Here is a 19,332-nt window from a genome sequence, read left to right as displayed (position 1 = left end):
AAGATGGCGTTCACTACCGAAGAAATCTTCAGCAAGCTGCGGGTCTACCTCTTTCCCTGGGGTGCCAACGAACCGGACGTCGCGTCCATGATCAAGTTCGTTAAGGCGGCGGAGGACCTGGGCTTCGACGCGGTCCATGTGCCGTGGCACTTCACCATGCCGAAGACCAAGAGCTTCGCGGAGTTCGGTACTCGGTACCTGTTCGACCCAATGGTGCTGATGCCGATCCTGGCCAGGGAGACCAGCCGGATCAAGATCGCCTTCGAATTTGTCGTGCCTGCTTTGCACCCGTTCGTCTGGGCGCAGTATTTCGCGTCGTTGGACAACGCCAGCAACGGCCGTGCCCTGGCAGTGCCGGTGCTCGGTTGGTGGGACGAGGACTACTCGGTCGGCATGGTCGACTCCAAGCGCCGCGGCAAGCGGATGGACGAGGCATTGGACGTCATGACCAAACTCTGGGCGGGTGAAGCAGTTGAGTCCGATGGGATCTGGGAGTCTGCGGGCCTCGAACTCAACCCACGCCCGGTCCAACAACCGTTCCCAATGTGGATCGGCGGCGGCGAGAAGTCGCTGGACCGATCGGCCCGGTTCGCCGAGGCGTTCTATCCGCTGTTCCCCACCGAACAGGAGGTGCGGGACGAGATGATCCCGACCCTCGCTGCCAAGAGCGAGAAGTTCGGGCGGGAGAAGCGGCTCGAACTGGCTGTGGTCAATTACGGCATGATCAGCGAAGACGAACAGTGGATCAAGGATTGGGCGATTCCGCGGTTGATCGCCAGGACCAACGGGATGACCCTGGACCAGGCACTGGAGAAGAAGGACGACCCGAGCATCGCCCGGCCGGAGGAGCGGCTGATGATCGGTCGCCCGCAGGACGCGGCTAAGCGCCTCGCCGGACTGCTGGACGCCGGTGTCGACCACCTGGTGATGGACTTCTACCTGCACGGCTGGGAAGACTCGGAGTTCGGCCTCGAGCACATGACCCGGTTCGCCAAGGAAGTTGTTCCGCTGGCCGCCCAGCCGTGAGTCCTGCCCGTCCACGCGTCCTGGTGGCCCTGCGCCCCAACGGCATCGAGCCGCCAGGACTGCGTCGATCCGTCGAGGGCCTGGTCGACCTGGTCCTCGTGACCGGCGTCGACGGGGTCCCCGCCGACGCCGGCGACATCGAGATCGCCTTTGTCTGGAACTTCCGCAGCACTGTGGTGCCGGACGCCATTGGCCGGCTCACCGATCTGCGGTGGGTGCATGTCGCCGCAGTCGGCGTCGATGCCTCGCTTTCGGCGGAGGTCCGTCGGCGGCAGCTCACCGTGACCAACTCTCGGGGCGTCACGGCGGTCGCGATGGCCGAATACGCGCTCACCCTGATGTTGGCCCACGCCAAGGATCTGCCGACCACCCTCGCGGACCAAGCCGATCGGCGATGGCGCCCCCGCGAGACCCGACTGCTTGCGGGCACGACGCTGGTGACGGTCGGCGTTGGTGCCGTGAACCGCGAACTCGCGTGCAGGGCGAAGTCCATGGGCATGCGGGTGATCGGCGTCGGTCGCACCGCTCGCCACATCAACGGGTTCGATCAAGTGGTCGGCGCGGACCAACTGGAGAGGGCGATGGCTGAGGCCGCATACGTGGTCGTCGCGACCCCACTCACGGAAGAGACCCGCGGGATGGTTGGGGCAACCGAGCTTGCAGCGTTGCCGGACGGTGCGGTGATCGTCAACATCGGGCGGGGTCCGGTGATCGAGGAAGCGGCGCTGGTGCAGGAGATCGACAGCGGCCGGCTCGGTGGCGTCGGGCTTGACGTGGTGTGGCGGGAGCCGCTGGAGCCGGACCACCCGTTGTGGCAGCACGATCGGGTACTTCTCTCGCCCCATATGTCCGCTGACTTCGTTGGTTGGGAGACGGCCATGGTCGACCTGTTCGTCACGAATCTTCGGCGCTACTTGACCGGGCAGTCGGTCCTCAACGTCGTCGATCTCGACCTTGGCTACGCCCCTTTGAACTGACGGTCAAAATTTCGAATCAGTCGGGCTCTGTCCATCGAGAAGAACGGACGGATCCGCATACCGAGCAAGGAGAACGACCGTGACCCGGAGTGCCGTGGCGGTGCCACGATGAGCGCGACCGTCGGTCAGATCATCGTGCGGGCGATCGAAGCAGAGGGCGTAGATCGGGTCTTCTGCGTGCCCGGTGAGAGCTACCTTCCGGTGCTTGACGCCTTCAACGATGCGCCTGGCGTCGACCTGATCACTGCGCACCACGAAGAAGGCGCCGGATTCATGGCGGACGCCTGGGCGAGGACGACCGGTCGGCCGGGGGTGTTCATGGTGACCAGGGGGCCGGGCCTCGCGCATGCCGCGATTGCCCTGCACGCCGCTCGACAGGATTCGACGCCGCTGGTGGTGCTGGTCGGTCAGGTTCCCCGAGAGGACGCCGGTCGGGAAAGCTTCCAGGAACTCGACATGGTGGGTTTTGGCAAACTCCTGGGCAAGGACGGCGTCGAGATCGTCAGCGCCGACCGGGCCGTGGAACAGGTACAGCGAGCCTTCTACCTGGCCCAGTCCGGCCGGCCGGGACCGGTGCTGCTGAGTCTGCCTGAGGACCTGGGATACGCTACGTCGACAACTGAGACTCCCGCCCGGCAAAGGGTCCCCCGGCCGGGCGTGAATCTGGAAGACGTTGCGGCCGCAGCCTCGGCGCTTCGACTCGCTGGATCTGTCGCCATGGTCGTCGGTGGGGGCTTGCGCGGTGAGGCCGCCCGTCAGGCAGCCATCGCGCTGGCCGAGGCAACCGGCGCAACGGTCTATGGCGGCTGGCGACGGTTCGATGCGTTCCCGAATTCTCATCCGCAGTACGCCGGGAACCTGCCGTGGCTGTCCTCCGATCTCCTCGGCCCACTCCGCGGCGCTGATGTCGTCGTCGCGCTGGGTACCCGATTCGGCGACTTCAGCTCGCTGAGCTACTCGGTCCCTGGGGACGGGCAACTACTGATTCAGGTGAGCTCCAGCGCGGAATCGATGAACGTGGTGCGAAATCCCGATGTCCCCGTCGTGGGTGATGCAGGGCCGGTCGCTGAGGCCATCACGGCCGCACTCGCCGACCGTCCGGCTGCCGATGCGCTCCTTGCCGAACGTCGGACCCGCACCGCCGACGTCCACCGTTGCTACCTCGACTCGACCGTGCCGGAGATCCCGGTGAATGACCAGGACGACCCAATGGTCGACCTGCCGAGCGCTATCGCTGCCCTGCGCGATGTGTTGCCACCGGACGGGGCCATCACTTGCGACGCCGGCGCCTTCTCCGGATACCTCAACCGATACTTCCGCTGGGACAAGGCGGATACGTTCTACGGGAGCACTTCCGGATCGATGGGATACGCGATTCCTGCTGCCATCGGGGCGAAGCTCGCCGACCCCGCCCGGCCCGTCGTGGCGATCGCGGGCGACGGTGGATCGGCGATGACGATGAGCGAGATCCACACCGCTGTGCGGCTGGGATTAGGTGGATTGGTCTTCGTCGACTTCGACAACGGCACCTACGGTTCGATCAGGGCGCACCAGGAGCGGAGGTTCCCCGGCCGGGAGATCGGTGTCGACCAGGGCAGCCTCGATCTCGCCGGTTGTGCTCTCGCGATGGGCGCCGCTGCCTATTGCGCCCGTACGAACGCCGAGTTTGTTTCCGCCATGTCGAAGGCGCTCGCGGAGGACCGGCCGGCCGTGGTGCATGCGTTCGTCTCGCCGTTGCAGATTCGAGCCTGGGCATGACGACGGTCCGCGACGCGCCACGCGAGGTGCTGGTCACCTGGCCGGACTTCCCCGATGACGGATCCCCGGAGGTCGCCCGGCTGAAGGCCGCCGGACTGGAGTTGCGGCGGTCACCACGGACCCGGGATCGTACGGTCGAGGAGATGATCGAACTCGTTAGTGGTTGTGTTGCTGGCATTGTCAGCACCGACCGCTTCTCCCGCGAGGTACTCGCGGCAGCACCGACCCTGCGCATCCTGAGTCGGGTAGGGGTGGGCACCGACAGCATCGATCTAGCCGCCGCCGCTGACCTAGGCATCGCAGTGACGAGTGCCAAAGGAACGAACGAGGAGGCCGTTGCCGACCACACGGTTGCGATGATCCTGGCGGCGTGCCGCAAAGTCGCCCAGCACGACAGGGCGGTGCGTGCGGGTCGGTGGGACCGAACCGGCGATTGGGTGGGCCGCGATCTACACAAGGCGAGTGTCGGCCTCATCGGGTTGGGCACCATCGCCCGTGCGGTCGCTCGACGTCTCGAGGGGTTCGGTGCCTCGGTGTTCGGCACCGACCCCCTAGTGGCCGAATTGCCGGGTGTGACCGTCGTGCCGCTGGACCAGCTTTTGGCCAGCTGTGACATCGTCTCGCTCCATCTCCCGCTGACTCCACAGACCTGGCATATGTTCGACGCGACGCTCATGAAGGCGATGCGACCGGGATCGATTCTCGTCAACACGGCGCGCGGCGGGATCGTCGATGAGCGTGCGCTCGAGACTGCACTGCGCAGTGGTCATCTCGCGATGGCAGCCCTTGACGTGTTCACCACCGAACCACCTGCGAGATCAGGATTGCTGGATCTGGTCGACCGGACGGTCCTCACCGCCCACGTCGGTGGTCTCACTCGCGACTCGGTACGGTCGATGGTGTGGCACGCGACAGAGGCGGTTGCTGCCGCGCTGACCGGGACCAAACCCGCGGACCTGGTCAATCGACCCCGAGCTCCCGTGTGGGCCCAACCAATCGTCGTTACCCCCGCCCCCGAAACAACCCAAGGAAATGGAGTCATGCCGTGAGTCAGTCACTGAACTCGATCAAGGTGGCCGTGCTGGCCGAAGATCTGTACGAGGATGTCGAGCTCTGGTACCCGTTGTACAGGCTGCGCGAGGAGGGGGCCGAGGTGATCATCGTCGGGAGCGGCCGGGCGTCCACATTCAAGGGCAAGCACGGACTGCCCGTAACTGCCGACGTCGACATCGATGCGGTGTCTTCCTATGACTTCGACGGAGTCTTGATACCCGGCGGCTTTTCACCGGACTACATGCGCCGGGCTCCGAAGATGATCGACTTCGTGCGTGAAGCCGGGGAGTCCGGCAAGCCGGTCGCCGCGATCTGCCACGGTCCATGGGTGCTGGCGTCGGCTGGTCTGTGCAAGGGTCGCAAGATCGCCTGCTACTTCTCCATCGCCGACGACATCCGTGGTGCGGGTGGGGAGTTCACTGACGAGGCTGTGGTGGTCGACGGCAACATCATCACCTCACGGATCCCGGACGACCTGCCTGCTTTCATGCCGCCCTTCATCGAGGCACTCGCGGCTCGAAAGATCTGACCGCGCGTGTCCGAGGAAAGATCGCGACCGACGGGCCCTGGCGGGTCGGATGTCATCGTCGTAGGCGCCGGCATCGTCGGGCTCACAACCGCGTACGAGCTGGCCGGATCCGGCCTGACTGTTCGGCTGATCGATAAGGGCAAGGCTGCTGGTCTCCAGTCCAGCCGGAACTGGGGATTCGTCCGCCGTCAGGGCTGCGACCCGTCAGAGATCGACCTGGTCCAGAGCGCCGCCTCGACATGGGAGCGCTTGGCCGAGGAGATCGGGCCCGATCTCACCCTGGTGAAGAAGGGCTTGGTGAATCTCGCCCGGACTGAGCCCGAGCTCACCAAGTACCGCACGTGGCTCGATACCTCCAGCGGTACTGAGGCATTCGGCAGCCGAATGATTAGCGGGGAGGAAGCCACCGAGTTGGTGCCTTGGACGGCGGGCCGCTGGGCCGGCGGCCTCTATACGCCCACAGACGGTCATGCGGACCCAGAACGTGCGGGCGCTGCGGTAGCCGACGCTGCCCGCCGGCGTGGAGTGATCATTGAGGAGCAGGTAACCGTCACCGGCCTGAACATCATCTCCGATGTCGTGCGCGGCGTGCACACCTCGGCAGGCTCTCGATCCGCTGACCGCGTGGTAATCGCTGCTGGTGCCTGGTCGCGGAAGTTATTGGCGCCGCTGGGGTTGCGGCTGCCGGTCCGATGGATTCGGGCAACAGCGGCACGAACGGTGCCGTTGCCGCGGGTCACTGAATTGGCCGTTCATGTCCCGCAGGTGGGCTTTAGTCAACAGAATGACGGATCCGTGATCTTCGGCAGTGCGGCATGGAGTGACTACGACATAGCGATCGATACACTCGGTGACCTGCGATTGTTTCTTCCGAACTTCGCGCGGAACCGAAAGATGATCCGATTGCATCTGAATCGCGTTGCGTTTCAGGATTTGCGCAGACGGCTCCCCGGTGGCGAGCCGGACCCATTTGATTGGCCGCGGATGGACAATCCTCCAGCAAATGTTCGCAAGATCGAGCTTGCGCATCGGCATCTGACCGAACTCGTCCCCGACTGGTCCAATTCGCGTATTCAGCGATCGTGGGCCGGCACCGTTGACGTGACACCGGACGCGCTGCCTGTCATCGAGCGCATCGCAGACATCGATGGCTTGATACTCGCGACTGGAATGAGCAGTCATGGCTTCGGAATCGGCCCCGGTGTCGGCGCCGCCGCCGCTGCCTTGGTGAGAGAACAACAGGTGGCCTTTGATCTAAGCCCATACCGCATCGGTCGGTTCAAGGAGGGCGCGGTAAAGGCACATCAGCACCTATGACGTCAGTACCCAAATGCGAGAAGGGATCGATCATGGCATCCAGTGTTCCATCTATTCCAATTTCGCCGGATTACCCGGCGGAGATCGCAGTAGCAGCAGTTCCCGACGATCCCCGTGTATGGGTTCCGCAGGCGCCGAGTGTCTGGTTCCGCCCATTGATGTTCAACACGGTTGCCGGCGGATGGTGCAATCTGCTTAAAGTCACAACCACGGGCATCGTGTCTCGGCACAGGCATCCCGGGGCCGTCTTCGGCTACGTGATATCTGGCAAGTGGAAGTATGACGAGCACGACTGGACCGCGGAGGCGGGTTCGTTCGTCTACGAGCCGCCCGGCGAGATTCACACCCTGAGGGTTCCGCCGGAATCGTCGGAGATGGTTACGTTCTTCAACATCTCAGGCGCCATGGTCTACGTGGACGAGGAAGGCCGTCAGACTGGTTACGAAGATGCGTTCACTAAGATCCAGCTATGTCGTGACTACTACGACTCAAACGGGCTCGGTGCGAGCTATGTCGACCAGTTCATCCGTTGACCTTCCGTCGCTCGGCCTGCTTCACGAACCGGGCGTCGCTCGCGCGCCGAGCACGGACGCCGAGCACGGACGCCGAGCAGGCACGCAGTGCCGGTCGCGAGCATGCTACGCATGGTTTTGGGCTGCCATCTCCGACTGACTGGTACTGCTCGAGTTAGCGAGTCGGGTAATGCACTCGGCGGCCAGCTTGGCCCTCATCGACTTGAGGGCGTGGGCCGGACAGGTAGGCGCCCTGTAAATCCTGGAACGGCACCGGTGCGAAGGCGGCACCGGCGTGCTGTTGCTTAGCCACCAGTCCCGGTGACTCCTCGCCGGTGTGGACAAATGTGCAGGTGACGGCATGAAATACCCACTTAGGGACATAGCCGGGCGTAGCGGGTCCTGATGGAATCAGATGGGCGGTGGTTGCCGCCGGTCGGGTACGAGATGCGCGGCGGCGGGTTGCCGACGAGCCCTGAACGATGACGCGATAAGAGCGGGCCAAGGCCGCGGGAAGCTACTCATCGGCGGCCGTCCCCGAGATTGCCCGGACTAGCTGAGCTCCATCCAGATCGACTGCAGCGGCTGCTGAGGATGCCGCGAACGAGATCGCCAGATTCGATCACGAGATAGGCACGCAGAGTGCGGTCCACGCCGCGATTCTGTTGCGCACCGAAGCCGCCGCGTCATCACAGATCGAAAACCTCACCGCATCGACGCGGGCCATCGCGATGGCCCGCCCTGGGGATACCAGTCGCCGCAATGCCACCCTGATCGTCGCCAATACGACCGCGACGAGCGCGGGAGTCGAACTTGCCGCCGAGCTCGCCGACGAGTCGGTGCTGAGCATGCACGAGGCACTATTGGGTCACGATGAGCCGGACATCGCCGGCCGCTGGCGTGATCAACCCGTGTGGATCGGGTCTCGTCCCGAACGCCGGTGGCGCTGATTATGTCTCGCCGGGGCCGAAACTCGTTCCGGATGCGATGCAGACCTGCTGCGCTACGTGAATCGACAGGACATCCCGCTGATCGAGCAGGCCGCGATCGCGCATGCCCAGTTCGAGACGATCCATCCGATCCCTGGCGGGAACGGCCGGGTCGGTCGAGCCCTGATGGATGCGATGTTGCGGAACAAGGGCTCACCCGCTCGGCGATCGTGCCCATCTCCGCCGGCCTGCTGGTCAGCATCCTGGCATAGCATCAGGCGCTCAACGACTTTCGAACTGGAGACCCAGAGAAGATCATCGGACGTGCCCCGCGGCGGCATTCTCGGCAATAGCGAACGGGCGATGGCTCGTCGGCGAACTGGGGAAGGTTCGGGGCAGTTGGTCGGGTCGGGCGAAGGCGCGGCGGGACTCGACGACCTGGCGGGTGGCAGACCCGTTGGTTCGTGGTCCGGTGCTCAATACCTGGGTTCTCGCCGGGGAAATGGGCATCCGAAGTGCCCACGCTTCGCGGTGCCTCGAGCCGCTCGAGAGTGCGGGAGCTGTCACCAAGTTCAGCGGGTTCCGGCGTGGGGCCATTGGCACGCCGACGAGATACTGGCAATGATCGACGAGTTCGTCGCACGCAGCCGACGCCCGCAGCCCCTCCGGTGAGCCAGAACCCGCGAATGATCGTGCCGAGGCCCGTTCGCCAACGGCTTGCGCGTTTGCGATCGCTTTCAAGACTTCCGCGGCCTGCTTGTAGACGTTGATCCGGTCGCCAGTTGCATTCGGTTGCCACATCGACGGCAGTCGCGAGTTCATCACATGATTGTCATTCAGGCCGTCGCGACCGATATCGCAACACCTGTTCGAATGATAGGCGCAACGACGAGACCCATTGTCGGTACTGGGTTTTACAGTCTCCTCAGGTCGTCACAGAGAACGTCATGTAGCTCATGTCGACCGCCGACGGACGAGGGGTCCGTCGGACTTCATTCGGGGTCGGATGCGCAGCCGACCCCACCTTCGAGTAGCCGTCGATGCCGCATGTCCGGACATCGGCTATCGGCGGCTGCCCGAACCAACTGCCGCCGTCCAATCGGACGGCCATAACCCGAAGGAGATTCCGATGTTCTACACCGCACGAATCCGCGACGCCGCACGCCGCGCTCTGTTCATCGCCGGCGCGCTGCTCGGCATCACCGCGGCCGCCGCCTGCTCGTCGACCGGTAGCGGCGCCGCCGCGCCGGTGCCGAGCACCGTCACCGTCGTCCGTACCGAGCCGACGACCGTCGCGCAGGTCAGCACCGTCACCGACGTCAGTACCGAGACCAGGGTGCAACCCACAACGGCAACCGTCACCGCGACGGCGACCCTGACGCCCAAGCCGGCCGGCACCCGCACCGAGGTGCGCACCAGCAAGGTCACCGTCAGCGTCACCGAGAAACACACCGTGACGGCCGCCCCGCCCGAGCCGGCCGGCACCTTCGGCGACGGCACCTACGTGGTCGGCAAGGACGTAGCGCCCGGCACCTACCAGGCGTCCGACCCGAACCCTCCCGACGGCCTGTGTTACTGGGAGACCCGCAGTGCCGACGGTGAACTGGCCGACAACGGCGTCAACGACGGGCTGCTGTTCATCCGCTCAGGAGCCTTCAGCGTCCGGGTCTCCGGCTGCGGCACCTGGAAGCCGGTCAGCGGGCAGTAGCTCGCGCCCGTCCACCCTCAAAACCGTACTCATCAAAGGAGAATCATCATGATCGACCATAATTCGTCCTACTGGGCGCCCCGCGATCCCCGGTTCGAGCCCGACAGACCGCAGGCCGCGGCGATCGCGCCGCAGTTCGCGGCACCGGTCACCGACGGACCCATACCCCCGGCGCGTGCAGCCCGACGGTCTCGCGCCGTCCTGCTGATCGCGGCTCTCGTTGTCCTGCTCGTCGCGACGGCCGCCGTTGCCGCTGTCGTCGGATACCGGCAGGGGATGGCGGCCTCCGACCGCAACCATGCTGCCGTGGCTCAAGCGGCGGCAGCTCAGTCGCCCAACCTGAGCGAACTGGCCGAGGCACACTTCGGCACCAACTCGGCGGTCAGCGGTGAGGCCGACTACCTCGAGATCACCATCACCGACGGCGACGCCGCCACCATGGGCGCAAAGCTGGTCGGCTTCCTGGATGATCTCGGATTCAGCCACGCAGTGGTGGAGCGAATGACGAAGACCCGCGCCCTGGACGGCACCCAGACCGCCGAGGGCAAGAACTGCAACGTCAGCTGGACCTACCACCCCGACCACGGACTGCAGATGGTGTTCGAGGCGAAAGCCACCGGCTGACGACTCGCTCGGCGAGCCGCCGGCGCGAGGGGCGTGCCGTCTACGGAGGCGTCCAGATGCATGGCTCCTCACGTGGGTGGCGCGGACTGATAGCCGGCCGCCAGAACGGACGCCTGCGCCTTCGAAGCGGCGTCGCCGTAGCCGATCGCCAATCGAAAGATCATGTCTGTCACGAGGAATCGCTGTGCATCGCTCGGGAGCAGGCCGGTTTGACCGAAGCTCAGCGTCCCGTGGGCGGCCATCCAGAGCTGCGCGGCCCAGGCGCGGGCGAGGGTGGGATCGCCGGTCTCGAAGCGACCGTCGGCCACGCAGCGGTCGACGCCGGCGAGCACTCGATCGAAGACTCCGGAGCCTTCGTCCTCTTCGGTTGGTGTGCGGTCGGCGAACATGGCCCGGTCGAGCTGGGGGTCGTCGGCGCCGAAATCGAAGTAACACAACAGGAGTGCGGCCAGGTCGGCGACCGGGTCGGCGGTCCGCGGCACCGCATCCAACGCGGCGCACAGCCGGGCGAATCCGTCGCGCCGGATCTCGTGCTGCAGACGATCCATGCTGCCGAAGTGCGTGTAGACGGCCATGGTCGAGGTTCCGACCTCGCCCGCCAACCGTCGTGTACTCAGCGCCTGGCGCCCCTCGGTGGCCAACAGCCCAGTGGCGGCCGCAAGAAGCTTGGCTCGAACCTGCGGGTCGGCGGCTCTCGGCATCCCTTGACCATACCATCACAGCGATATATAACAGTGAGATGGAATGCCCCGGGTTGAGTCCTCTCTCGGGCAGCCGAGTCGCGGAATCAGACACGGAGGAGCGACCGTGAACACAGCCACGCCGCGTGGCGCAGACCTCCGCGCAGCCTGGCATTCGTTGCGACGCACCGGCTTCGTCGTGCCCGAGCTGCCCACCGTCGTCTTCGTCGCGGTGGCCACCGGAGCCGGCTTCGGCTGGGGCCTTGGCTGCGGCGTCGCGGCTCTTGCAGCGGTGGTAATCATGCGCATCGCACGATCGATGCCGTTACGCACCATGGCCGGCGGGGTCGTGGGCCTGACGGTCGCCACCGTGATCGCCAGACTCACCGGAGTGGCAGCGAACGGCCTCATCACGGACATGGTGATCGACCTCGGCATCTCCGGCGTCCTGCTGGTGTCGGTCCTGACCGGACGTCCACTCTTCGGGAGTCTCTGGAGGGGGATCTACCGGATTCCTCGCACGGCCGACCGGGCAACGGTGCGCGCATATCTCCTCACGACAGCCCTCGCGGGCGGCGTCCTGCTGACCCGCGGACTGGCCATGACCGCGGTCTTTCTGGCCGGAGGGCCGGTCGGTTGGCTGCTGGCGGTCAGAATAGGACTTGGACCGCCCGGCACCCTGGTGGTGATCGCTGCTTGTTACGCGGCAGGCGGCCTGGAGCGCCCCGTCGCCGACAGGCCCCGGCAGCCTGCTCACCAGCCATCCGACGCCGAGTCATCCAAGGAGCAGCATGGATTTCCTCATCGACAGCCGCGCCTCAGTCAGTGCCCTCGAGGCGGATGACGATCCCGATCTCGACGAGAGGCACTGGGCGTACTTCGACAGGTTCGCTGACGCCCTGACGGCTCGCGGCCCGGTGTTGGGCCCCGACCGGCAATCCTGGACCGGCAGCATCCATGTGCTCGATCTGCCCAGCCCCGCCGCGGTCCTTGAGTTCATCAACAACGAGCCGTACCACCAGGCCGGCGCCTACGGCGAGCACTCGGTCTGGCGCTTCACCAACCTCATCGGCCGCACCATGTGGGATTTTCGTCAGCCCTGGGACGGGCCGCTGTTCTTCACGCTGGTACGCCCTGGCAGGTCAACCGCGTCAGAAGACGGCGAGGCGGTGCAACTCTCATCCGATGTGGCTCGGGATCTCGCGGTCTGCGGGATTCTTGAGGACGTGGACGCCGAGTCGAGCGCCGGCAGCGGAGTCGCGGTTGCTGCTCCAGCGCCGAACCGTCATGCAGCGAATGAGTTGTTCGAGAAGGTGTTTCCTTCGCTGGCCCGGGAGCCTCGCGAGGTTCGCGACTGGCGTTTCGGCGGTCGCCGGGCCTAGACGTTTCGTTCCTGAGTCAGGTGGTCGAGGGGGGGGTTGAGCTCCGTGCGACCCCGTTGGTCAGCGCTCGCCGGCCCAGTTCGACGTCCATCAAGCAACGTGGCATCCATCAGCTCGGCGAGCACGACGGGGACAGGGGTGGACGAGCGTCCATATGCTTGCCAGAGAAGCGTCCAAATGCCTGATAGAGTGGCGTCGAAAGGCCTAGTTCAGAGGCGTCCATCTGCAGATTGGGTGGCCGATGGCCTATCAGCGCCGGATCGTCGACGGTGTGCTCGATGAGCTGTTCCCCGAGTTGGCGGCGATCGCGCTGGAGGGGGCCAAGGGCGTTGGCAAGACCGCGACGGCGAGTCAGCGCGCGGCAACGGTGCTGTCTCTTGACCGGCCTGGCCAGCGCGAGACGCTCTCGGCGGATCTTGACTACGTCACGCAGGTCCCGACGCCGGTTCTGATCGATGAGTGGCAGCTGGTGCCGTCGGTCTGGGATCGCGTGCGCAAGGCAGTGGACCAGCACAACGCGGGCGGGCAGTTCCTGCTGGCCGGCTCCGCGGGTGTCGCCCCGGGAGTGCGTATTCACTCCGGCGCAGGCCGAATCGTCAGCATCGCGATGCGGCCACTGTCCATGGCGGAGCGCGGGCTGGTCGCGCCAACCGTCTCGTTGAGCGATCTGCTGACCGGACGTCGGCCGAGGATCGGCGGGCAATCGCCGGTCGATCTTTCCGCCTACACCGACGAGATTCTCGGTTCCGGCCTGCCGGGAATCCGAGGCCTGCCGCCGCGGGCACGACAGTTCCAGCTCGACAGTTACCTCAGGCGAATCGTCGAGAGAGAACTCCCGGAGAACGGCGTGACGGTACGCCGCCCGGAGGCACTGCGAGCCTGGATCGCGGCGTACGCCGCGGCGACGGCGACGGATACCGCGTATACGAAGCTCCTCGACGCGGCGACCGCCGGTGAGCAGAACAAGTCGTCCAGGGCTACAGCCGACGCCTACCGCGAGCATCTGACCCGCATCTTCGTCCTTGATCCGATTCCCGCGTGGATCCCGACCTTCCATCCCCTCAAGCGACTGACTCGCTCGCCCAAACACCATCTGCTCGATCCGGCGCTGGCCGCGCGTCTGGTCGGCGTCGGGAAGGCCGGCCTGCTCAAGGGCGAGGGCCGGGGCGTCGCGACCGACACCGGTACTTGGCTGGGGGCCTTGTTCGAATCGCTGACGGCGCAGAGTGTCCGGGTCTATGCAGAGGTTGCCTCGGCGAGGGTCGGGCACCTGCGAACCAAGGAGACGGACCGTGAAATCGACCTGATCGTTGAGGGCGAGGACAGCAGCGTCGTTGCGATCGAGGTCAAGCTCAGCGAATCGGTCAGCGACAAGGATGTCCGTCACCTCAACTGGCTGCAGAGGCAGCTCGGCGATCGTCTTGCCGACCGTGTCCTGATCACCACCGGCAAAGATGCCTATCGCCGGCCCGACGGCGTTGCCGTGATCCCACTCGCACTGCTCGGGCCGTGACGACGGAGCCCGGCATCGAATGCAGATCCTCAAGACCAGTTCGTCCGCGGTGACCTCGCCGACCATTCCTCGTGTCCTTCGTTCGAGGACAGTGTCGGAAGTCCTCGATCGGCGACAACTGTGACGTCGCCGTAGCAGGACGGCGAGTGCCGAGATCGTGACAATGGCACGAGACCTGGCCAGCAGAGTCACGTTTCGTTCAGGCCAAGCGCGGCGCGCAGTCGGGCGGGGCTCATGGCGCCCGGGCTGCCGTCGTCATCGGGAAACGAGTCGAGCAGTCGAATCAGGTCGGGCCGCCTGGTCGGGTCGGCCGCGCACTCGCAGGGGCGTGTGACCGGCTAGCGCAGGAATCGACTCGTCGAGCCAGTTCGCCTCGTAGGTGCGGGCCATCTCATTGAGCGCTGCGGCGAGTGCCGGATCGTTGGTCGGGTCGAGCGGGGGTGCCGATGGCGCGGGGCCGTTGGCCGCGAGTCGCTGCACGGCGCGCAGATCAGCTGCGGGCTCACGGCTTTCGCGCAACACCATCACGGATGGATCCAGTGTCCGGACCGTACTGAGGACGCGATCGAACCGGGCCTCGCTGTTCGCATCGATGTGCAGTTCGTCAGCCCTGAGTTCCAGCTGCGCACGAATCCGGCTCATCCCGCCGGTGACGACGTGCTCGAACCAGGTCAGGGTTCCGTCCGGCTCGTCGTCGGCGCGGTCGTACCTGTTGTTGTCCAGCAACGCCACCAACCGCTCGACGTTGCTGATCTTCAGCGCGGCGCTGCACAGCACCGTCGGCTCGCCTTCGGTGTTCTGCAGCGTCGGTGGTGCGAACCGGGCGGACAAGAACTCGACCAGTTCGAGGGGATCCGGATCGTCGTCCAGCAACTCGATCAGCCGGTCCCGCTGCCCGATCGACACCGGCTCGAGCCCGCCGAAGATCTGCATCGTCTCGCCGGCCGGCACGACCCGGGCGCAGAACAGCTCGCCGGGCTTCAGCTGTCGACTGCCCGCCCGCTCCCGCACCTCGTTGACGTCACCGGTGCGCACGTCGCGCAGCGTCATCCCCTCACCCGGCCGCACCGAGACCACCTCGTGCACCGAACGTTCGACGAGCAGCCACTGCTGGGCCAGCAGCTGCTCATCCTCGGGCAGCAGCCAACCACGAACCGCCAGGAACTCCTCGAACGCGCCGGCCTCGAACAGCACCACGTCGCCAGCCAGACCATCGTCGAGCGCGTCGACCAGTGCGTCCGGCGACCCCCAGTGCTGTGCCCTCGCCCGGGCCGCCCGCATCAGCAGGTCGCCGAACGCACTGTCGAGCAGATGGGCGCCCGCCTTCTGATAGAGCCAGGCGGCCCGCTCGGCCAACTCCGCCCGCTCACGATGCAGGTGGCAGACCTTGTACTTGCGACCCGACCCGCACCAGCACGGTTCGTTGCGACCCAGATCGGGGCGCGCGACCGGGCGGAACTGCTCCAGCAGTTGCACCAGCGAGTCCTCCGGCGGCACCCCCGCCCGGCGCAACAGCGTGAGGCCGCGGTCTGCATCGCCGCGATCGCTGGCATAGCGAGCCAGTGACAGCAGGGTCAGCGGCCAGGTCGGATCCAGCGACTCGGCCTCGCTGTAGGTCTTCTCGGCCGCCTCGACGTCACCGAGTTGTTCGTAAGCGGTCGCCCGCAACCAGCGCAGCACCGGCCTGGCTTCACGCGCCACCAACGGCTCCAACGACTCGGCGAACATCCGCAGGACCGTGCCGGCCAGGTCCTCAGCGTTGTTGACAGACCGACCAGGTCGCCGATGCTGAACCGTCGGGCGGCAAAGTGCCCCGGCGGCAACAGGAATAGCTCCTGATCGCCGACGGCGTCCAGGGGTATCCCGCGCTCGGTGAGCAGCTCGCCGTCCAGGAACGGTACGAACGCCGTGACGGCGGAGCCGTCCGTGAGGTATTGATAGGTCTGGCTCTCGGTGAACATCGCCAGCGGGGCCAGATCAGGCCCGACGGCGAGCAGGTCGGACTCCCGCTCCGCCGCAGTCAGCCGATGGGTGAAGATTCGTCCCTGCAGCAGGCCGGGGATCCAGGCCCACCGACCGTAGGCCAACGGCATGACGACACCTGGCTCGTCGTCGACGATGTCCTCAATGGTCTCGGCGGGATCGGGCCGAGGTCGAGTCCCTGGCTATCAGCAGGGTGGCCAGGGCGTCCTCGGCGATCGGGCCGTGCGCGGCCAGGGTCTGCTGGAGAAGTTCGCCCAGTGAGGGCCGCTGGGTACCGGCCATCCACGCGACGCCACCCGGCAGGGCTATTGCAGTCCGAGTTCGTCTTCCAGCGCGCGGAGCTCGTCATATTCCTGCTGCTGACGTTCCAGGTCGGCGCGATGGAACGCCAGCACGTCGGTAGTGCGCAACCGCGTGTGGGTACCGACTCTGTGTGAGGCGATGCCCGTCGATCATGGCCGGCTCGGGTCCCGTGGTCGTGTGTGGGGTACGGCTGGATTCATCTCGCTGGAATTCCGGCGCTGTGACGGATTGTGTTGGCGGTGACCTGCGATGCGTGGCTGTCTCGTTGCGTGCCGTGTGACCGAGCGTTAGGTTCGATGTGACGAGGGGTGAGCGACCGTGGCTCTGACACATGCTGTGCCTGCATCGGTGAGCGCAAGCAGCGGCGCTGCGTTGGGTGTGCCCGCTGAATTGGATGTGCCGGTAGCCGCTGGTGGCCCGATGCCGGTCGTGGGGCTGGCAGTGATGGGGCCTCGTCGCCGTCGCGAACCAGACGACCAGCGGGCTGGAACCCGGCTCGCTTCTGGATCGGGCGGGGCGTCGCCCGCTTGGCTGGGTGAGGACGTCTCTGTGCCCGGCGGATCGATGGGCGAAGCGTCGGGCGGCGGGCAGCGCCGGGTTCCTACGGAAAACCTGCGGCGTTTGCGGCGACAAGTCTCCGACCGCGCGGAGGCTACGCCGCCACTCACCCGGCGGACCGTCGCACCGCTTCGGCGGACTCTTCTGTCCGCGGGCGGAGCCGGCATGAATCCGGCGATAACGGCCACCTGGCAGTTATTGACGCCGGTGCAACAGGCAGAGGTCCGGCGGATGCAGCATGACCCGCACCAGCAGTACACGTTCGCGAGCACCAACGCCATGCTGGCCTATGTGCTTTCGCAGATCGGGCCGATCCCGCCAAACCTGCCGAACGCCGTCTCCGCTCTGCTGCCTCCGGCGGCGGCAGCGCCCCCGGCACCTCCCGCCCTCGTTGCCATCGCGTCCCGGCGCCAACATCAAGGTCCCGGCAAGACGCTGCCCCTGGGTCTGCCAGCAGTGTCGGGCGCTGACCCGGTGGGCGGCGCCTATACACGCACAGGGTTTGGGAAGTATTCCACCCCGACGACCGCTCCGCGCAGCAACTGGTCGCACTTCGTCGGTGGGCAGCTGGTCGCCGCGCGTACCGCGCTGGCGGCGGCGCCCCTGGGCGCGATGGGGCAGGCGCTATTCACCGTGTTCGAGGGGTCGGCCCAGATAGCCGCCCGCGAGCTCGACGCGGTCCATGTGATAGCGCCGGGGGGAGGTCTGGGGCCCGCGCTCGCGCTCGCGGCCACCGATGCCACCAATGGGCACTTGCTCCACACTCTGTTCGGCGGGCTCGTCCAAGCAGAGTCCCAGGACGTCCAGGCCGGGGGGTCGGGCGCCACGTTCATGCGCGCGATGCTGACGCCGTCACGCGACCTGGAGGTCGCTTTGGAAGGCATCTGGCAACTGGTCTTGCAGGCGACGCGGGCCGCTACCGCAAACCCCGGCCTGCCCCGCGAGGAATTCCCGGTGCCCGACCTTCCGCGCTGGGGCCCGGTCATCGGCGACGGGGTGGGCACCTGGATGCGCGCGCGGTTCACGTCCGCGGGCACCTGGGCGCCCGGATCGTCATCGGATACCGGTTCCGCGCCGATGCCGTGGAACCAGGGTCGACTCAATCAACGCAAGAAGCTGGACCGGACCGGGCCTCTCTACATCCAGGGACACCTGCTCAACGACCACCTCGGCGGGCCGGCCCTGGCGTACAACCTGGTGCCGCTGGTGGCGGCGGCAACCTCGGCGACCAACAACACGAACATGAACCACTATTACGCGGTCGAGGGTCGCGCGAAGGCCGCCGTAAAGGAGATGCTCCAAACGCGCTCGGACACGAAACGTGCCTTCAAGCTCCACATGCCGCCATCGCCCAACCCGTATGACATCACCGAGGTTTGGTACTCCGTCGTTGCACGGTTCGCGGGACACCCATATCGGGCGCACGCCAGCGGCGACGTCAGAAGCGCCCCGGGCCTACTCGAGCTGATCAAGACAATGATGGCATTCCAGGGTCAGGTCAACCCGGGCGCGGTGACGATCGGCGCGCTCAGAGTCGGCCTGCTCGCCGGATCCTGGGGCATGCAATACAGCGATGACTGGACGCCGATCAAGCCCGCCATCGATGCGGTTGTCCCGCTCGCTCAGCGTGCAACGGTGACGATCGACCAGACGATCGCCAGGATGAACGCGAATGCCGCGTTGTGGGCCTACGAAGACCAGATGGCGCCGACCGACCTGTCCGTGGCCTTGCGGATCCTGCGGGCCAACAATCAGTGGGACAGCGTCGACCTTCGGATCGATAACGTCCTGCCCACGGTCGCATACCAGCCTTTCGTATAGCGGTGGGATCTCCGCCAGATGCTTAAGCGGCTCATCTGCGATGAGCTTGACTAGGTCAATCGCACGAAGTTGATGTCTTCGGGCGTCAGCCGGCGCTGCCCGAGAGCGGTGCGGCGGCTGTGTGGCTTTGGAGGTAGGAACCGACACCGAATGCCGCCGGGAACCGACACCACCTAAGGCCGGGGGAATGTTGTGCCGGTGGGTATCGACACCACTCGGGTGGCGGGGTGATGATGTGGCTGCCCAGCGTTGAGGTGAGGGTTGGTGGTGGCGCAGCGGTCGAAGGTCGAGTTGTATGCAGCGATCCGACGTGGCGCGCGTTCGGGGCTGTCGAACCGGGCACTGCAGAGAGAGCACGGAGTCGGATATCGCACCGTGGTTGCCGCTTTAGCCTCGATCTTTCGCGAGTCGGCCGGGTTGGTCTGATGGCGCCGGGTCTTGATCCTTTTCTCCTTCCGTTTGCGGTTGGTGGTGGCTGGTGGTCCGCGTGTCGCCGCGGTTGGTGCGTCGGGTTCCACTGCCCGAGGGGTGGTGCTGCCAGGTCGGGATAGGTCGGGTTCTGATGGTCAGGTCGGTGCTGGGTTCAGCTGTCTGATGGCAGTGGTGATCAGGCGGACCCAGGGTGTGTGCGCCGACAGCCGCAGGTGTACTCGGCGGGA

The 19,332-nt window shown here is 66.0% G+C and carries 18 protein-coding genes; 15 read left to right on the top strand and 3 right to left on the bottom strand.

Annotated elements, in window-relative coordinates:
* Positions 1-3: 3 nt before the first annotated feature.
* The 11 genes from K340_RS0120540 (at position 4) to K340_RS31925 (ending at position 10,433) form a co-directional block, all read left to right on the top strand.
* Positions 4-1,026: an LLM class flavin-dependent oxidoreductase gene (locus tag K340_RS0120540; protein ID WP_029138080.1), complete on the top strand. Its 1,023-nt coding sequence runs from the start codon at positions 4-6 to the stop codon at positions 1,024-1,026.
* The gene (locus tag K340_RS31950; RefSeq protein ID WP_037365994.1) at positions 1,023-2,003 is read left to right on the top strand and encodes a D-2-hydroxyacid dehydrogenase; all 981 of its coding nucleotides are present in this window, start codon (positions 1,023-1,025) and stop codon (positions 2,001-2,003) included. The genes K340_RS0120540 and K340_RS31950 overlap by 4 nt, the downstream gene beginning before the upstream one ends.
* Before the next feature lie 108 nt (positions 2,004-2,111).
* Complete coding sequence (locus K340_RS31945) at positions 2,112-3,761, top strand: thiamine pyrophosphate-binding protein (RefSeq protein WP_051267051.1); 1,650 nt, start codon at positions 2,112-2,114, stop codon at positions 3,759-3,761.
* Positions 3,758-4,810, top strand: a complete 1,053-nt coding sequence (locus K340_RS31940; RefSeq protein WP_051267049.1) for a phosphoglycerate dehydrogenase — start codon at positions 3,758-3,760, stop codon at positions 4,808-4,810. The genes K340_RS31945 and K340_RS31940 overlap by 4 nt, the downstream gene beginning before the upstream one ends.
* Entirely contained in the window at positions 4,807-5,343 is a 537-nt protein-coding gene (locus K340_RS0120520; protein WP_245599655.1) for a type 1 glutamine amidotransferase domain-containing protein, read from the top strand. The genes K340_RS31940 and K340_RS0120520 overlap by 4 nt, the downstream gene beginning before the upstream one ends.
* 6 nt (positions 5,344-5,349) lie before the next feature.
* Entirely contained in the window at positions 5,350-6,660 is a 1,311-nt protein-coding gene (locus tag K340_RS0120515) for an NAD(P)/FAD-dependent oxidoreductase (protein WP_029138078.1), read from the top strand.
* 32 nt (positions 6,661-6,692) lie between these two features.
* Positions 6,693-7,193, top strand: coding sequence for a 2,4'-dihydroxyacetophenone dioxygenase family protein (locus K340_RS0120510; RefSeq protein WP_037365992.1), 501 nt, complete (start codon positions 6,693-6,695; stop codon positions 7,191-7,193).
* A gap of 644 nt (positions 7,194-7,837) precedes the next feature.
* Positions 7,838-8,122 carry a Fic family protein gene (locus tag K340_RS34615; protein ID WP_154674390.1) on the top strand — a complete coding sequence of 95 codons (285 nt, stop codon included), beginning with the start codon at positions 7,838-7,840 and terminating at the stop codon, positions 8,120-8,122.
* 45 nt (positions 8,123-8,167) lie between these two features.
* On the top strand, positions 8,168-8,773 hold the full coding sequence (locus K340_RS37610; protein ID WP_084614702.1) for a Fic family protein: 606 nt from the start codon (positions 8,168-8,170) through the stop codon (positions 8,771-8,773).
* A 457-nt stretch (positions 8,774-9,230) separates the two neighbouring features.
* Positions 9,231-9,809 (top strand): hypothetical protein, encoded by a 579-nt coding sequence (locus K340_RS31930; protein ID WP_037365989.1) that lies wholly within the window; start codon positions 9,231-9,233, stop codon positions 9,807-9,809.
* Positions 9,810-9,857: 48 nt separating this feature from the next.
* The gene (locus K340_RS31925; protein ID WP_037365987.1) at positions 9,858-10,433 is read left to right on the top strand and encodes a hypothetical protein; all 576 of its coding nucleotides are present in this window, start codon (positions 9,858-9,860) and stop codon (positions 10,431-10,433) included.
* Positions 10,434-10,501: 68 nt separating this feature from the next.
* Here K340_RS31925 and K340_RS0120480 read toward each other — a convergent pair whose 3' ends face one another.
* Complete coding sequence (locus K340_RS0120480; RefSeq protein ID WP_029138074.1) at positions 10,502-11,134, bottom strand: TetR/AcrR family transcriptional regulator; 633 nt, start codon at positions 11,132-11,134, stop codon at positions 10,502-10,504.
* A 106-nt stretch (positions 11,135-11,240) separates the two neighbouring features.
* Between K340_RS0120480 and K340_RS0120475 the strand changes: the two genes are divergently transcribed.
* The 3 genes from K340_RS0120475 (at position 11,241) to K340_RS0120465 (ending at position 14,008) form a co-directional block, all read left to right on the top strand.
* Positions 11,241-11,957: a DUF3159 domain-containing protein gene (locus K340_RS0120475; protein ID WP_161632153.1), complete on the top strand. Its 717-nt coding sequence runs from the start codon at positions 11,241-11,243 to the stop codon at positions 11,955-11,957.
* The gene (locus tag K340_RS34610) at positions 11,905-12,495 is read left to right on the top strand and encodes a YciI family protein (RefSeq protein ID WP_051267048.1); all 591 of its coding nucleotides are present in this window, start codon (positions 11,905-11,907) and stop codon (positions 12,493-12,495) included. The genes K340_RS0120475 and K340_RS34610 overlap by 53 nt, the downstream gene beginning before the upstream one ends.
* A gap of 271 nt (positions 12,496-12,766) precedes the next feature.
* A complete protein-coding gene (locus tag K340_RS0120465) occupies positions 12,767-14,008 on the top strand; it encodes an ATP-binding protein (protein ID WP_211229566.1) in 1,242 nt (413 codons plus the stop codon).
* Between the two features lie 255 nt (positions 14,009-14,263).
* Here K340_RS0120465 and K340_RS31915 read toward each other — a convergent pair whose 3' ends face one another.
* Complete coding sequence (locus K340_RS31915) at positions 14,264-15,736, bottom strand: SEC-C domain-containing protein (RefSeq protein ID WP_051267047.1); 1,473 nt, start codon at positions 15,734-15,736, stop codon at positions 14,264-14,266.
* A 396-nt stretch (positions 15,737-16,132) separates the two neighbouring features.
* Positions 16,133-16,273, bottom strand: coding sequence for a hypothetical protein (locus tag K340_RS36775; protein WP_211229565.1), 141 nt, complete (start codon positions 16,271-16,273; stop codon positions 16,133-16,135).
* Between the two features lie 744 nt (positions 16,274-17,017).
* Between K340_RS36775 and K340_RS0120450 the strand changes: the two genes are divergently transcribed.
* On the top strand, positions 17,018-18,673 hold the full coding sequence (locus tag K340_RS0120450) for a hypothetical protein (RefSeq protein ID WP_154674388.1): 1,656 nt from the start codon (positions 17,018-17,020) through the stop codon (positions 18,671-18,673).
* Positions 18,674-19,332: the final 659 nt, after the last annotated feature.

Origin of the sequence: Nakamurella lactea DSM 19367, from assembly GCF_000426645.1 — a bacterium.
Taxonomy (GTDB): Bacteria; Actinomycetota; Actinomycetes; order Mycobacteriales; family Nakamurellaceae; genus Nakamurella; species Nakamurella lactea.
The sequence above is the reverse complement of the archived record's forward strand: the minus strand, read 5'-3'. Positions and strand labels throughout refer to the sequence as shown.